Annotated in this window: 18 protein-coding genes; 8 read left to right on the forward strand and 10 right to left on the reverse strand. The window is 40.3% G+C overall.

Features of this window, described 5'->3' with window-relative positions; genetic code table 11:
- Positions 1-23 precede the first annotated feature (23 nt).
- Complete coding sequence (locus ACSFC1_RS04260) at positions 24-962, reverse strand: zinc ribbon domain-containing protein (RefSeq protein ID WP_435564882.1); 939 nt, start codon at positions 960-962, stop codon at positions 24-26.
- Between the two features lie 535 nt (positions 963-1497).
- On the opposite strand from ACSFC1_RS04260, the gene ACSFC1_RS04265 reads away from it, so the two are divergent.
- The 4 genes from ACSFC1_RS04265 to ACSFC1_RS04280 are packed head-to-tail and all read left to right on the forward strand — an operon-like array spanning position 1498 to position 2538.
- On the forward strand, positions 1498-1692 hold the full coding sequence (locus tag ACSFC1_RS04265; RefSeq protein ID WP_435564883.1) for a hypothetical protein: 195 nt from the start codon (positions 1498-1500) through the stop codon (positions 1690-1692).
- A gap of 17 nt (positions 1693-1709) precedes the next feature.
- The gene (locus tag ACSFC1_RS04270) at positions 1710-1919 is read left to right on the forward strand and encodes a DUF2922 domain-containing protein (protein ID WP_435564884.1); all 210 of its coding nucleotides are present in this window, start codon (positions 1710-1712) and stop codon (positions 1917-1919) included.
- Between the two features lie 11 nt (positions 1920-1930).
- A complete protein-coding gene (locus ACSFC1_RS04275; RefSeq protein WP_435564885.1) occupies positions 1931-2176 on the forward strand; it encodes a hypothetical protein in 246 nt (81 codons plus the stop codon).
- A 20-nt stretch (positions 2177-2196) separates the two neighbouring features.
- The gene (locus ACSFC1_RS04280) at positions 2197-2538 is read left to right on the forward strand and encodes a sigma factor (protein ID WP_435564886.1); all 342 of its coding nucleotides are present in this window, start codon (positions 2197-2199) and stop codon (positions 2536-2538) included.
- A 200-nt stretch (positions 2539-2738) separates the two neighbouring features.
- Here the strand turns inward: ACSFC1_RS04280 and ACSFC1_RS04285 are convergent, their stop codons facing one another.
- Positions 2739-2882: a zinc ribbon domain-containing protein gene (locus ACSFC1_RS04285; RefSeq protein WP_435565978.1), complete on the reverse strand. Its 144-nt coding sequence runs from the start codon at positions 2880-2882 to the stop codon at positions 2739-2741.
- A gap of 241 nt (positions 2883-3123) precedes the next feature.
- Between ACSFC1_RS04285 and ACSFC1_RS04290 the strand changes: the two genes are divergently transcribed.
- Positions 3124-3858, forward strand: coding sequence for a tetratricopeptide repeat protein (locus ACSFC1_RS04290; protein WP_435564887.1), 735 nt, complete (start codon positions 3124-3126; stop codon positions 3856-3858).
- Between the two features lie 316 nt (positions 3859-4174).
- On the opposite strand, the gene ACSFC1_RS04295 is transcribed toward ACSFC1_RS04290, so the two are convergent.
- Positions 4175-4531, reverse strand: coding sequence for a nucleotidyltransferase domain-containing protein (locus ACSFC1_RS04295; protein ID WP_435564888.1), 357 nt, complete (start codon positions 4529-4531; stop codon positions 4175-4177).
- Positions 4506-4913, reverse strand: a complete 408-nt coding sequence (locus tag ACSFC1_RS04300; RefSeq protein WP_435564889.1) for a HEPN domain-containing protein — start codon at positions 4911-4913, stop codon at positions 4506-4508. Before ACSFC1_RS04300 ends, ACSFC1_RS04295 begins: the two co-directional genes overlap by 26 nt.
- A gap of 335 nt (positions 4914-5248) precedes the next feature.
- On the opposite strand from ACSFC1_RS04300, the gene ACSFC1_RS04305 reads away from it, so the two are divergent.
- From ACSFC1_RS04305 to ACSFC1_RS04315, 3 genes are read left to right on the forward strand one after another with little or no spacing between them, the layout of a single operon-like run.
- On the forward strand, positions 5249-5371 hold the full coding sequence (locus ACSFC1_RS04305; RefSeq protein WP_435564890.1) for a hypothetical protein: 123 nt from the start codon (positions 5249-5251) through the stop codon (positions 5369-5371).
- A complete protein-coding gene (locus tag ACSFC1_RS04310) occupies positions 5349-6227 on the forward strand; it encodes an ATP-grasp domain-containing protein (protein ID WP_435564891.1) in 879 nt (292 codons plus the stop codon). Before ACSFC1_RS04305 ends, ACSFC1_RS04310 begins: the two co-directional genes overlap by 23 nt.
- 6 nt (positions 6228-6233) lie before the next feature.
- The gene (locus ACSFC1_RS04315; RefSeq protein ID WP_435564892.1) at positions 6234-6881 is read left to right on the forward strand and encodes an HAD family hydrolase; all 648 of its coding nucleotides are present in this window, start codon (positions 6234-6236) and stop codon (positions 6879-6881) included.
- A gap of 571 nt (positions 6882-7452) precedes the next feature.
- On the opposite strand, the gene ACSFC1_RS04320 is transcribed toward ACSFC1_RS04315, so the two are convergent.
- From ACSFC1_RS04320 to ACSFC1_RS04345, 6 genes are all read right to left on the reverse strand, one after another.
- Entirely contained in the window at positions 7453-8547 is a 1095-nt protein-coding gene (locus tag ACSFC1_RS04320; protein ID WP_435564893.1) for a glycosyl transferase family 1, read from the reverse strand.
- Positions 8548-8766: 219 nt separating this feature from the next.
- The gene (locus ACSFC1_RS04325; protein WP_435564894.1) at positions 8767-9807 is read right to left on the reverse strand and encodes a glycosyltransferase; all 1041 of its coding nucleotides are present in this window, start codon (positions 9805-9807) and stop codon (positions 8767-8769) included.
- 710 nt (positions 9808-10517) lie between these two features.
- Positions 10518-11477 (reverse strand): Fic family protein, encoded by a 960-nt coding sequence (locus ACSFC1_RS04330; RefSeq protein ID WP_435564895.1) that lies wholly within the window; start codon positions 11475-11477, stop codon positions 10518-10520.
- A 314-nt stretch (positions 11478-11791) separates the two neighbouring features.
- Complete coding sequence (locus tag ACSFC1_RS04335) at positions 11792-11944, reverse strand: GDP-mannose 4,6-dehydratase (protein ID WP_435565979.1); 153 nt, start codon at positions 11942-11944, stop codon at positions 11792-11794.
- Positions 11945-12286: 342 nt separating this feature from the next.
- The gene (locus ACSFC1_RS04340; protein WP_435564896.1) at positions 12287-12505 is read right to left on the reverse strand and encodes a hypothetical protein; all 219 of its coding nucleotides are present in this window, start codon (positions 12503-12505) and stop codon (positions 12287-12289) included.
- Between the two features lie 110 nt (positions 12506-12615).
- Entirely contained in the window at positions 12616-14031 is a 1416-nt protein-coding gene (locus ACSFC1_RS04345) for a lipopolysaccharide biosynthesis protein (RefSeq protein ID WP_435564897.1), read from the reverse strand.
- Positions 14032-14035: the final 4 nt, after the last annotated feature.

The raw sequence follows: 14035 nt of genomic DNA on the forward strand, positions 1-14035 counted from the left end.
GTTTGGTCTGTAAGCAAGAAAGTTTACCGTTCTTCTTTCAATCGATTCAGCAACCCTTCAATGATGTACATCAAGGTCTCACCAGAAAGATTCTCTGTGTAACTTCTTTCTTCTACAGTCACATTGAGTTGCGCTCCCGATTTGTCCACACCGCTGAAGTATTGAGTCTTCTTAACATTTTCAACGCCCAGACCAATTGCGTCCTTGTACGCTTGCATTGAAATAATCTTCGAAAGCTCAATGTTCAAAGTTCTCTTTTTGCCAAAGAAAACGATCCTTTTATCTGTGATTGCCAACAGCCCACTATCAATCGTTTGGAGTTCTTCTGTTGAAGCACTCGTTGCGTCGAACTCACCAAGGTTGATACTGAGATCTTTGGCTATTCGAAAGCTGGGACCAACATAACCACCGTATGACTCTGTCACAGTTCTCGACTCTAAGAATGAGATGTTCTGCAGACTCAAGACCAATCTTTCATCTTTTTTCAAGAATAGCGGTGGCTTTTCCTTGATCTGAAACTGGATTTGGATCTTTCCTTTTCGCAGTTCGTCCAGCCACCTTTGCCTGTCAATCTTTTGTTGTTTCTCGTCTGAGACTCCCCCATCGGCGATCCTCTTCCATTCTCTCGCACTCAAGACTTTGTGACCGTACTCTTTCCAAACAAGGTTGGAAGTATCTTGAACCTCAGCCAGTTCATATTTGCCCCGTTTCTCCACAAAGACTGCTCCACAGTAAGCGCATTTGATCTGTCTGATCGTCAGAAGTCCAAAAACTGTCTTTTTTTCAACAGGATAAAGCTTCAATTCCTTGCACACAGGACATTTATCCATATAAAGAAGATTTTCATTGATCTCTTTCTCTCTCGAAGATGGGTTTTTTGGTGGTTCTGGCAGTGGTGCACCACAGTTGCTGCAGAATTTACCTTCATCCTCGAAACCGCAGTTAGGGCATCTTACCTTCACAAAAGACCCCCCTTAATATTACTTTGCTCTTACCGATATCTGGCTTAAGACAGCCAAGAATATCTCTGAAATTGACTAAGAAATCTTACAAAGCAACCCCACACAGATTTGATTGAACTCTCATTTTTATTATAACTTTAGATTGCAAGAAGTTGACTTTACCCTGCCCAATTTTTGTGTCAGGGTGAGTTTTCAGACAAACAATATGGAATCTTTCTTTTTTTAGAATGGTCCTAAATCTGTTTTTTGATGGCACTGACTAAACAAAGACAATCTTCACGTGTTGTGTTGCAAGATATTTTTGTATACTCTCACAAAAGCAAGAAACTCGCATCAGAAAGATATTTTTACCTTCAACAACCACTTAGCCATGTCTAAGTTCCAATTCACAGCTTTAGAGCCAGTTCAGTAGAGTTTTTGCCATCTTTTTCTTTGTAGGACTGTCTTTCCAACATTCTTGTAATAGTATACTATCGTATACTATATAGTGGGACAAGTACCCGGGTACTCCCAAGAAAAAGAGGGAGGTGTTGGTGTGAAACAGCTGAGGATTGTTTACAACACCGGAGAGCTTTCTGAAGCCGGCAGACCTGTGCTGCGCAGAAACCTGATCGATGTGGAGGACTCTATCACTTCACAAGCGGCGTTACAGATTGCCCAGATCATCGACTCTTTGACAGACTACACACTTCAGGAAGCCTATTTGATCACCACAACACAACTCTATTGATGAAAGGAGGTTAGATCATGAAGAGATTGTTTCTCGACTTTGTAAACCCTGCGGATGGTAAAAGAAGGAGAATCACCGTTCAAGCGCCTAAGGAAGATCTAACCAGCGAAGAGGTCTCACAGGCAATGGATCAACTCATCACCTTGGGTGCTATACCAAGCGGTTATGTAAAGGACAGAGCTGCAATAGTTGAAACCACCACCAACGAGTTCTTCAATCTTCTTTAGGAAGTGATACTGTGAACCCGTTTGAAGCTTTCTACATCATAGGCAGAATAGTTTCGTTGGGTGTTTTTCTGGTAGAAAGGCCAAAGGACGGAGCTAAGAAAAAGGAAGAAGTCAAGAGGATGGTTTTCGATTTCTTGAGTGATTTCAACATTAGGCTGCCTATTCCCGATGTTGTACTTGACTACGTGCTCGACTTCATGATAGACAATTTGGTAGAGTTTCTGAACAACACACTATGGAAAAAGCAGGCAGCTTGAGGAGGGCTCGTCCCTCCTCTTTGTGTGAAGAGCTCTTCAAGCAGTACAACCCGATCTTGAAGAGCGTGTGCAAAGAGTTTTGGAACAAACACTTTCCCAAGATCGACAGCTATCAAGATCTCTACCAAACTGCCTGCTATCTTTTCATCTATGCATACCACACTTGGCAGCCTGAAAAGGGTAATTTTGCAAGTCACCTGAAAAGGGTCTTGTCGTTCAAATTGAAATCCATGTTGAAAGGTGAATACGCTCCCTGGCATGATGGTAAGCCTTTTACCTTTCTGAAAGATGTAGTCCGTAAGAGTGGAAACTGTGAAACGAACTTACTCGAAGATGAGTTTTTTGATATGTACATCTGTTGAAGTCAGCCCCCAGTTGGGGGCTTTTTCTTTTGGTATCACACGGTGCAATCTTCAACGCTGCGGTGACTGTGGTTGAAGAGTTGGTGGCTTACTCCTCTCATCCCCTGAAGAGGATGATCTTCCCGCTTCATCGTAGGAAACTTACCAAGATATTGGGATTATTCCCAAACACTTTAGCAGCGGTCTTCCACTCCACGGGTTTAACCTACAAACCTTAACATATTAATCGTTGAGTTCAAATCCCTGTTCATTCTGTACCAACAACCAGGATATTCATACTCTCTTTCTGGCAGTCTTATTTCTCGTGTGTTTCCACAGTTGCTGCTGGTTTTCGTCGTGCGTATTGAGGCACAAAGAAGCTCACATTCACTTTCAGCTCGTACACTACTTGAATTTGATTCTGTCTTCTTTGCTTAGTTTCTTCGAGTACCTGCCTAATTCTCTCTGATTTTGTCAAGCATATATCATCTTACTAATGTGCTAACATATCACTGAGCAATGAACAGCAGATCCCATAAATGGGATGTGCTTTCTGGCAATGATTCCGTGATATTCAAGAGGAAAATCGAAAAAGGAGGGGGTTTTGTGAGAAAGATCTTCTTGCTGGTTTTGGCGTGTCTTTCAGTTATCAGTTTAGCGTTTGAAGAGTTCGATGCACTTTTCTACCAAGCACGATCTGACAGAAGTACGGAAAAGATCTTGCAGGTGATTCAAAGACTCGAATCGCAGAGCGATCTGAACGAAAACAGCGTTTTGCTCACGATTCTTGCCGACTGCTATCTTGAATATGGAGATTGGGGTGTTGCAAAAGAATTGAAAGAAAAGACGCTTGAACAAGCAAGAAAATACGCAGAGGCTGCAGTAAAGTTAGACAGCCAGAACGGCAGAGCACATTACATCGCAGGTGCTTCTATAGGAAGGCTTGCCCAGTACAAAGGCATCATTCAGAGCTTGTTCATGCTTGGAGATTTCGACAAGTACATAAACAAGGCGATAACGCTTTTGAACGAAAACGATGAGAAAGAAAGGCTCTACAAGACATTTGCTTTGATAGCCTCAGGCATGAGGTACAGAGATGTCCCATGGCCACTGTACGATTACAAGAAATCTGAACAACTGCTCTTTCAAGCTTTAGAATTGACACCGAATTATTCAAACATCTACCTCGAGCTGGGTCTTTTGTACTTGAAGACAAACAACAAACAGAAGGCAAAAGAGATGTTCCAAAAGGTCATCCAGATGGAGCCACATCCACTACTCGTAGGAGCGCACGCCAACGCAGTCAAAACTGCACAAGAAGAGCTTGAGAAGATGAAGTGATACTTCGGACAATTCCGAGTGCATTGGGATCGTTGCTGAAGTAGATGTTTGTTGCAAAACCTTCCTCACAGGCTATGTTGTGAGACCATCTCAGTTGAGAGATCAATGACTGTGTATTGTTGTGCGATCTCGCTCAGCAGTGTTACTGTAAGAAGTTGTGTATGATTAAACCAAGATGCGGCACCTAATGAAAAGGAATTGTCATGCACGAACGCAGTACAATCAATGGAGATCTTTTAGCCAAGAGGAGCGAATCTGCGCGTCTGTAAGTGTATTTCACTACGAAAGATTCGTTTGGCCAACACGGAACACCAACTCAAACTTCAACACACTCATTCTTTATAAAATCTTTCCACCAGGACTGATACTCTTCAACGTTGGCCAGGTGGAACTGAAACGGCGACAAAGGACCAATCGATCTCTTGATCTGTGTTCTGATCCACCTGTTCTCTTCCCAGTTCGAAGACAGCTTTTCAGAGACGATCAAGATATCTATGTCGCTGCTCGGCGTCCAATCGCCTCTGACTGTCGAGCCAAAGATGATCACCCTTACATCCTCACCAAGCATTTCGCTTGCGATCTTTTTGATGCTCTTGCCCCAGCGAAGGTAGTCTTCGAAGTACTTTTTCCTCGCTTCCCAAATTTCTTTACTTATCGAAGTCAAGCTTTTCATCCAAAGTGGCCTCCAGAAAGCTTATAAACTTTTTGTACTCTCTCATCAACGTCTCGCTTAGGCTCTTTGTGAAAGGTTTCGGAAAATACCTACTCGTGAAGTAAGCATCAGACAGGTCACTGAAAAACAATTCGTTCTCAAGGTAATAATTGTAAATCTCAACTCTATCGTAAGCCTCACTCAGGCTCTTCATAAGAATCTCCAGATAGTGAGTTTTCGGCCATTCTCCAACTCGTTTGGCGATCAAATACTTGATCAAGAGCTGGCAGGATTGCTCCAAGTTGAAGGCACAAAGATCGTAATCCCCCTTTTGAAAAAGGTAAAGACTGTTGGAGTAGAACCTACTACTTTTCTCTTTCAGGAATTCTACGTTCTTGCTCATAATCCAACCTCGCATTGATGATATCACAAAATTCGCAATCCGAAATCCTCATACTCAAAGTATGCTGTCAACTTTCGCTTCGTGCTGCTTGTACTGCATACAAACATCGAAAAAGTGATCATGTTTCGACTTTTCCAGAAGCACATTCATGATACTTTACCAGCGAAGACAACACCAAGATTTTTTCCACGTTCTGTCTCCACGTAGGCGATATTGACTTAAGTGATTTCGGTAAGAGAAGAGGGCTCATATTGAAATGAATTAGGACAGGCACGTGGAGTGTTAAGTCGAAGATTTCGTGCACTATTATATAATTATTTTGGAGGATCAACAGCATGCAGAAGACGCTGAGGATTTTGATAGGTTCATGTGGTGGATTAACAGGTGTCTATCTTTCCAAGTTGATAAGGAAACTCAACATTCCAGGTTTTGAGCGTGTTGAGATTTTTTGGGTTTGACACCACTGAGAACATACCAACGAAATTCTTCGTTGATAGGCTGTTCAACGTGAGAAAAGCCTCAGACAAAGATGGTTTCTTGGAAGACCTGATAGATCTGTTGAATGACACGGACATAGATATCTACATACCTGTACATTCTGAAGAATGCAGGGTCGTTGCAAAAAGAGAAAAGGAACTTAGAAGAGAAACGAAGATTCGCTTCATGATCTCACCCAGTAGGACGTTTCAAGTTCTCGATGACAAGAGCAATGCCTATCAAGCATTGTCAAAAATCGGAGTCAGGACTCCCAAGATCTTTGAAAAATCAGAAGAGATCACCTCGTTTCCAATAGTTGGTAAGCCGAAGATTGGAAGTGGTAGCAAGGGCTTTGTGAAAATCAGTAATAGAGATGAGTTTCTTCAGTTCCAGAAAGAGAACAGAGACGCTCTTTTTGTGGAATACATAACTGGAAGCGAATACACAGTCGATGCATTTTTCAATTCCGAAGGGAAATTAGTCACGTACAATCAAAGAATCAGGCTGAAGACACTTGGCGGAGCGGCTGTAATAACTCAAAACGATTTTGCAGTAGATGTGAAAAACCAAATCGAAAGAATCAGCTCAGCGTACAAAATCAATGGTCCCGCTAACTTTCAGTTTTTTCACACTCCCGAAAGCGAAGTTGTATTCACAGACATAAATTTGAGATTTGCTTCGGGTGGATTACCCTTGACTGTGGAGTCTGGAGCCAATATTGTTGAACTGCTGATCTTGGAACTTTTAGGTTACAAGTATGATCCCAACAAATACCAGAGCGATAGGAAGAAGAGAATCATGTATCGCTACTTTGAAGAGATATTTGAGGAGCTGTAGGCGGAGATGGGCATATTTGACCTTGATGGAACGCTTTTGGGTGTCTGGAAAAGGTACTATGCGGTATTCAACAGCTGGTGGAAGATAGAAGGTTTGGATATCTCCACCTTTGTTTCCCTCAAGCGGGACCTCGTCAAAGACGAGAAAATTGTCAGATCGTTTTACCCACACATTGATGAAACACAGATAGTACTCTATCAAGAATACAAGAGAAAGAACTTAGAAAATCCTGAATTTTTGAAACTTGACGAGCTCATAGTAAATGTTACCACGCTAAAAAGTCTGCATCGCTTTCTCATCCTGACGGTTCGCCAAAATGCTCCAAACTTGTACAGCGAATTTAAAAGAAGAGGACTGGATTTTCTGATCGAAAAAACCGTAGTGCTCCAGCCTGCCGACAGATTAGTGAAGTACCGCTGGGTCTTGGAAAACATCAGTACCCTTTCCGATTGCGACGAGAAGATAACCACGGTTGGTGATTCAGAAACTGACCTTTTAGTCGGCATGATGGGACAGGTAGAAACCTACTTGGTCAAGACCGGTCTGAGAGACCCCTATAGATTGATAGAAGAGTACAAAGATCAGCTCACCTCACCCGTGAGGGTTTTAGAAACGGTGAACGATTTGTTTGCATTGTTGAAGATGAACGAGTGATATTCTCTTAGTTCAGAACATTGTTTGCACTTAGAATTGGATATGCTACATCCGATAGTGTAGCAAGCTTTCAAAACTTGCACACAACTACACAATCGCCGCTGAAATCATAACTGCTGTGTTTCGCACGTTCGAGATCTTAATGCAAGATGACTTTCAACAAACGTGACTGATTTGAGACTCTGATCTCTCTTTTTCCTGAAACAACTCTGCATCGACTTTAGCTGATTCAGACTCTCTGGGTGTGCAATTCGAGCCAAAGTATGAACTCTCTTCTTCCTGAAAAGGTCAGTCGTACTTTGATGAACTAAAAACCTTCACGAAAAGGGTTTTCTTCTGTGGAGCTTCGATGGCGCAGAGAGACAGCCTTCCTATTTTCACTGACACAGGAGCGAGATTTGTTATAGATCTTTGTCGACGATTCTCTTCTCTACGCAGCATCGTTCTATGAGTTAGCCCATGATGTACTTCTATGGATAATCATCGACAGAATGCATTTTCTAATGACTATTTAGTTCCAGGAAGGCTCTCTCGAGAGATTCCTCCCCTGAAAAATTCTAAAGCTTCAACTTTAACTCGTCTTGCGATCGAGCACAAAATCAACAAATTCCTTTTCCTTTTTTTCGTCCCAGACGAATCTATCTTTGTACTTGTCAACATTTTGAATCAGTTTATCGTAGCTTTCGTACGCCTTGAGAATTTTTCGCACAGAACCATTGATATCTTCCGTATTGATCACGACACCTATACCGAGCTCTTGCACTATTCTTGCCATCGAAACGAAAGTATCTTTTACAATCACGGGTGTTCCCGCTGCGATGGAGTCGTAGAATTTATTGGGAAGCGAGAAAGCATAGTTCAACGGCTCCGAACCAGATGGGATGTAGGAAATAAGCGAAAATCTTGCAGTTGCTAATTCCATCATCATCTCACCGTACGGAAGAAAACCCATATGAACATGCTTAAGATCTTTGAACAATGCTGAATCCATACCTATTATTTTGAAGGTAAATCCCCTCTTAGTGAGTTCTTCAATTATCAATAATTCATCTTCAACTGCTCTGGCAGATTTTCCAACAAAGACAATTTCTTCTCTCTTTTCATCACTTCTAACAGACATATTCGCATAATTTGGAACAACTAAAGCTTCTTTTCTCTTTTCACCAAGTGAATATCTCATCTGTTCTGGTGAAACAAAGATAAGTTTATCAGCCAACTCGATCTGCTTTTCGAAAATCTTCTTCATAACAGATGTCTTCAATTCATACAACAGTGCTTTAAGATTCGAAAGAAAGTTCTCTGGATGATATTCATGAATATCGAATACAATCTTTTTACCCATTCTTTTTGCATATCGAAATGGTTCAAGAGGTTTTGACGGAAGAAAGTGGTGCATGTAAAGAATATCAAAATCCGTTCTTTGAATCAAATCCATTATTATCTTATCGAGCTTTCTTCTCTTCCAAAATTTTAGCAAAGCATTTGTGTTGATATCTTCGCGCCACTCAATTGGAAGATAACGTATATTTCCTTCTTCGTATTCACTCTCTTTCGTATCTGTCATGTACTGGTATATGACTTTGGCATATTTGGAAAGTGCTTTCACTGTTCTGTATACACGTTTATCATTCTTACGATGCATGTAACCGACTACCAAGATTTTCATGGATTTGCCTCCTACGTCATTTGCCATATAGTTTTATTTTACGATCGATAAGTGCGTTTCCAGGATTCAAAATTCGACTTCACATCTTGTTGCCACCGCCTGAAGACCGAAATTCGCATTTCATCCCATATGCTTGGACACGATTACGCCAAGAGTGACCAATTCCTTTACAGCAACGAGTTTTTCGCGATAATAGCAGCTGAAACATTCCTATCGGTGTTATTTCGTTTCTCCAGTTACCTGCATGTAAATCTGCTTTTCCAAGTTAACTATTTTCTGCCAGGTGTAATTTCTGACACGTTCAATCAAGAGATTCTTGTCATAACCATTTTCCAAAACTTCTGCTACCTTCTGAGTAAACCTTTCTTCAAAATCTTCCCCCTCTTCAACTACATACTCTTTAAACCCTATTGCTTCTGGGATGCCCCCATTGTTACTACCTATAACACATGTTCCACATGCTTGAGCTTCTAACGCTACACACCCAAAGCCTTCATCTCTACTTGGCAAAATCATTACATCCATGGCGTTCATGTACTTTGCCACAACATGTTGAGGGACTCTTCCAGTGAAGGAAACGTTAAGTTTTTTCTGAACAGCTTCCTTCTGAATATCTTTTCTCAGTTCTCCATCTCCTACAACTATGAATCTTACATTGTCAGCATTTCTTGCTATTCTTTCAAAAATCTCAATCAATTTGTCTGCTCGTTTGACATATTGTAATCCTCCAACAAAACCTATATATCTGCATTTATCTGTGCAGAGTTTTAGTTCTTTTCGAATCAGTTCTTTGTCCAGTGGTCTGAAGATATTAGAGTCGTATCCATTTGGAATAACTACCCCGTTTCTACCAGAATAACCATACGATTTTGCTTTATCAAAAAGTGCGTTACTTACAAACAAGACTGCATTGGCTGACTCGAGAATTTTGAGATACCATGGTCTTTTACTCATTATTGAATTAACATCGCTGCCATGCACAGTAATCACATAGGGCTTGCCATATTTTTGTGCTAAAATTGCTGCAACCTGACCGGCTGCTGGGGTGAACATCCCATGTGCGTGTATCAAATCATACGATGCAACATCAATGCTATTCTCAATACATCTTGCCAAGTGTTCGCCATACCACTTTGCTACGTCATTCTCAAGTGCTCTAGTAATTCTTCTCGAAATCTGCCACAGTAACCAGGCAATACCAGAGATATTGCATTTAACCACAGTATATTCTGCACCCAAATATTTTTCCAAAGGTTGCATCGACGGTTTACCCAGCAATCTTCTAAAAATTCGCAGAAAAGAGTCTTCCAAAAAACCAACCGAAACGGCGGTGTATTTCATACCCAACTCTGCGTATTTTTCCAAACGTTTTGTGATGAATATGCCCCTGTATGGATTACTCTTGTATGGAAAGAAATAGGTAAGGATGAGTACTTTCAACCACTTTCACCAACTTTCTAAGTGTCAAATCATCATCTATTAGTCCATATACCATACCTTGCTCGTACAGATTACCAGTTTTGAAAACATATTACCTACTTTTCTGTAGAAGGTTCTCGTGGTGACTCCTTCAAGATAGCTCTGGTTCATTTTTCCACCCTTTCCAAATAAACTGATATACTCAATCTGATCCTTATCTTCTATCCCTTAGATTGTCATGTTCGCCACAGCAGATCGAGCAAGAGTTCATTAAAATTCGTTCAAGTCTGTCATTGACATATTCAGTCAGATGGGTACTTGAAAGATCCATCTGTGCTATTCAATCAGTTTTGTTAATCTAATATTTGTGTTTTCGCCTCAATTTTTGTCCTGTTTTCAGGAAACCAAATGCATATACGTACAGTAACACTCTTACAACAACATTTATGATTACCATTGGAGTTCGTTTATTTTGCATCAATGAATACTTCAAACATCACATGAAAAACTTAACCAACCCCACCAGATAGGACCAAGAGTACAGATTATTCTTAAAGAGACTGCGGGCACATTTGCGGATAGACTAACCATCTACCTTCTGGTTTTATCGCAATGAGCTGTTTGCGCTCTATCATCTTCCTTACAGCATCTGTACTCTTTCCAATCTGTTTCGCAAATTCATCTGCACGAACAAGCTTATCTTTATTCACAAAACAAATTTGCCTATCGAAAGCTTCGATCAGTCTGTACCCTATCAAATTTGAAAGTGCTTCAGTGTCTTTTCCTGAAAACATACCATCTATCTTCTCTAAAGATTGTTCTTGAACATCTTCTTCAAACAATTTCCTAATTCCTCTTTCTGCACTTTCTAATGCTTTAATATATTCCTTACGCTCTTCATCTTCAACACCTTTGATTACTATATTCAAATATCCAAAATAGATCAAGAACGTATTCATCAAGATTCGCCCTATTCTGCCATTACCATCTTCGAAAGGATGAATACTTTCAAAAAGCACATGTGCTCTTGCTGTGGCTTCTTGCACTGGATGATTTTGATAAGCATACTCTACATACTTCAGCCACAATTTGACCCAATCGGAAACATCATATTCAGGTGGTTTAATTTTGGCACCAGTTATTTTTATTGGTCCATATCTGAAATTCCCAAGCTTGCTTTCATTTTGGATAATACCTTCAAACAGCATTCTGTGGCATGTTCTTACCAAAGCAAGGCTCTGGAGCTTTTCCTGTGTCTTTGCGTATTCAAAAGCCAAACTGTAGAAAAACTTCGCTGTTCTAAAATAATTCACGACCTCATTCCCTGATTTATATGTACCACTCATTACCTTATCCAGTTCATCTTCATCAGTGAAAATACCTTCTATCATCAGAGAATTCCTGGTTTCTTCTTTCAACATGTACAACCATTCTTTATTTGGTATTTGAATAAAAGCTGGCTTAAAAACAGTCCTTCTCCATTCAATTAGTTTGGTTAACATTTTATTCATAATTATATCCCCTAATCTGTCCTGCTTTCACAAGATCAACTGCGCTAACATCTAAAAACTCCCTTGCTGAGTCATTTACATCAATACCCGATTTGTCCTGTTTCGCTATGAAAACCCATATCTGGACGAATAGTTGCCTGCAAGCAATAAGATAGCAAGATTCGGTTAATGAAACTGACTGATTCGAGCTACGAGCACTCCAGTTATGATTATGCTATCACAACTCCTTGGATAAAAAGGCATTCTTTCGTTGGTGCAGAACCAAAGATCCCTAACGAAGAAGCTTGAGAAAACTTTGATTTGAATATTCGATTCTACCCAGTTATGTTGTTTCTATACTTGGGCTTATCGAAAGGGACTTTGACGTGCGACTGTGCGCCGAGGTTGTATATCTCGTCTGATTGGACTTGTAGATGATCTCTGTGAGAACATCTTGAGAAATTTGAACCATCTTGCCTGTGATGAATACCTAATTTCCGTGTAACCCTGTTTCAACGAGATGTCAGCATCTTGCAGTAATTATGGCAACTTTCATTCAAAACTGCTGCTTCTCTCGTCAAATATTGTAGATGGGAATCACAGTTTTGTGGTTCATCCAGACATATTATAAAGGTCAGCGTATCAGAAAACGCCATATGATCATACTCGAAGCAGATGAAGTTGAAGAAAGGAAGAATAGAAGTGAGAAGAGTAACCAAAGATGGCTACTTGTATGTTTTGCTCAAAGTAGAACATTAACGCTTTGAACCACGTCAGTTTGTCTCAGTCATTGAGTAACCCAATGTTAGACTGTCGTAATGTTGGAAGGTTTATCTGCGAGCAACCAAAATCCACAGTTCCAAAAAATCCTTCACCAGTTGTTTGAACACATCTTTGTAAAGAATAATCACTATCACCAAGCCAATAACACTGCTCAAAACACCTACACTTACTCTTTTGATGAAACTGTTCATTGCAGCGACAATTGAAAAAATAACAATAGAAAGATACGCTCTTTTGAACTTGTACTTCACTGGATAGAGCTTCACGGAAACGGTCTTCTCCAAGAAGGGATGTGTATAGAAGTGTCATTCAGTTTTTCTACAAAGCATCTTCTTGACTCTACCTTTGTACGATAATCAAGATGAGTTCCCAGAACCTATAGCTTCCGTACACCAATAAACTCCTTAGCAAACTTCATCCCACGTGACAGATACTTCCATTGAAGAGAGAAAACAGTGCCTACAAGAAAGAGCTGAGCAAGATAAAGCAACATGCCACCTTCCAATGTGAGCAACAAAACTGCTTGAGCAAGCACCATGATCGTCGAGTAAACAATGTGTTTTTTATCCAACTCCACGTGCACTAATCTTCTCGTGTGAAAAATTCTCGCAACCCACATCGTTAAGTACGCAAGGAACGATGATAAACTTGCAGCTTGTATCTTCATTGTTTGTATCGATAACAACAGCACTGTAATTTTTGTTGTTGCTGCAAAGACTGAAGTACTAAAAGCTCCTATGGTTTTCTTTGATGCGGTGTAATTAACCCCATAGAAGCTTGAGAAAGAGTGAAATACTGCTCCCAAGAAAAGTAGCACCGTGTACCTCCAACTTTCGTGAAAGCTTTCTCCTACATAGAATTGCATGAATGGCTTTATTACAAGAAACAATACCGAGGATACCAAAAACACTACGCCTGAAAAGATGCCAAAGATGTTCTTAAAAAACCGACTGTAACCTTCTTTGCCGTACTCCTCTGCAGCAGATAATTGCCATGCTTGAAAGAAAATGGTTAGAACAGTTGTCAACAATGCTGGAAACCTTGCTGCAACCGCGTAAATACCAGTCGCTTCATAACTGAGAAAGTAGCTCAAGAAATACCGGTCAGCCGCCGTAATTAACCACCACATAACTCCATTAGGAATCAGAGGAATCGAATAGGCTAGCATGCTTTTGAGCAGCTGTATATCGACTTTGAACATCAAATACTTCCAAAGAGAAGCTGTAAAAAAGAGAAACATTATGGACATTATCTGAGCAAAAACATTGGAGAGCAAGTACGCCTTGATACCTAGACCAAAACCTACTAAAAGGATAACGTTTGAAACCGCAAAAGCAGCTGAGAAGAGTATATCACTTACTGCATACAACTTAACCAAACCAAGGCCACGAACGAATTGTTTTATTACTCCGTTTAGTACGGTAACAAAGTACAGACTGTAGAAATAAATGCAGTACTGTGAAAAAACATCAATTCTATTCAACAAAGGATACAAAGCCAATGCAAAGAGAAGCGAGAAAAAAGTGAATGTTGCGATACTTGACAAAACCTTTCTACTGTGTTCTTCGTCTCGAAAATCCACTGCGTATCTAAAAACTGCTTCTATCAGTTGAAGAGATAATATTGGTAAGAGTAAAGAAATTGTTGTATTTATGACATCGAGCTTTCCAAAATCCGACGGCGCCATGTACCTTGTAAAAACAGGAAGCAGCAAGAAGGAAATACTTTTAGAAGCAGTGTTTCCTACTGCAAAGATAACTGTATTGAAAGCCAACTTTTTGTACTGATTCAAGACG

It is taken from the genome of Pseudothermotoga sp. U03pept, from assembly GCF_051235805.1.
Classification (GTDB): domain Bacteria; phylum Thermotogota; class Thermotogae; order Thermotogales; family DSM-5069; genus Pseudothermotoga_B.

Coding starts and splice junctions, on each gene's coding strand:
- ACSFC1_RS04320 (WP_435564893.1), bottom strand. CDS start 8,547: ATGAAAATCTTGGTAGTCGGTTACATGCATCGTAAGAATGATAAACGT.
- ACSFC1_RS04330 (WP_435564895.1), bottom strand. CDS start 11,477: ATGAATAAAATGTTAACCAAACTAATTGAATGGAGAAGGACTGTTTTT.
- ACSFC1_RS04305 (WP_435564890.1), top strand. CDS start 5,249: ATGCAGAAGACGCTGAGGATTTTGATAGGTTCATGTGGTGGATTAACA.
- ACSFC1_RS04300 (WP_435564889.1), bottom strand. CDS start 4,913: ATGAGCAAGAACGTAGAATTCCTGAAAGAGAAAAGTAGTAGGTTCTAC.
- ACSFC1_RS04270 (WP_435564884.1), top strand. CDS start 1,710: ATGAAGAGATTGTTTCTCGACTTTGTAAACCCTGCGGATGGTAAAAGA.
- ACSFC1_RS04315 (WP_435564892.1), top strand. CDS start 6,234: ATGGGCATATTTGACCTTGATGGAACGCTTTTGGGTGTCTGGAAAAGG.
- ACSFC1_RS04295 (WP_435564888.1), bottom strand. CDS start 4,531: ATGAAAAGCTTGACTTCGATAAGTAAAGAAATTTGGGAAGCGAGGAAA.
- ACSFC1_RS04325 (WP_435564894.1), bottom strand. CDS start 9,807: ATGCAACCTTTGGAAAAATATTTGGGTGCAGAATATACTGTGGTTAAA.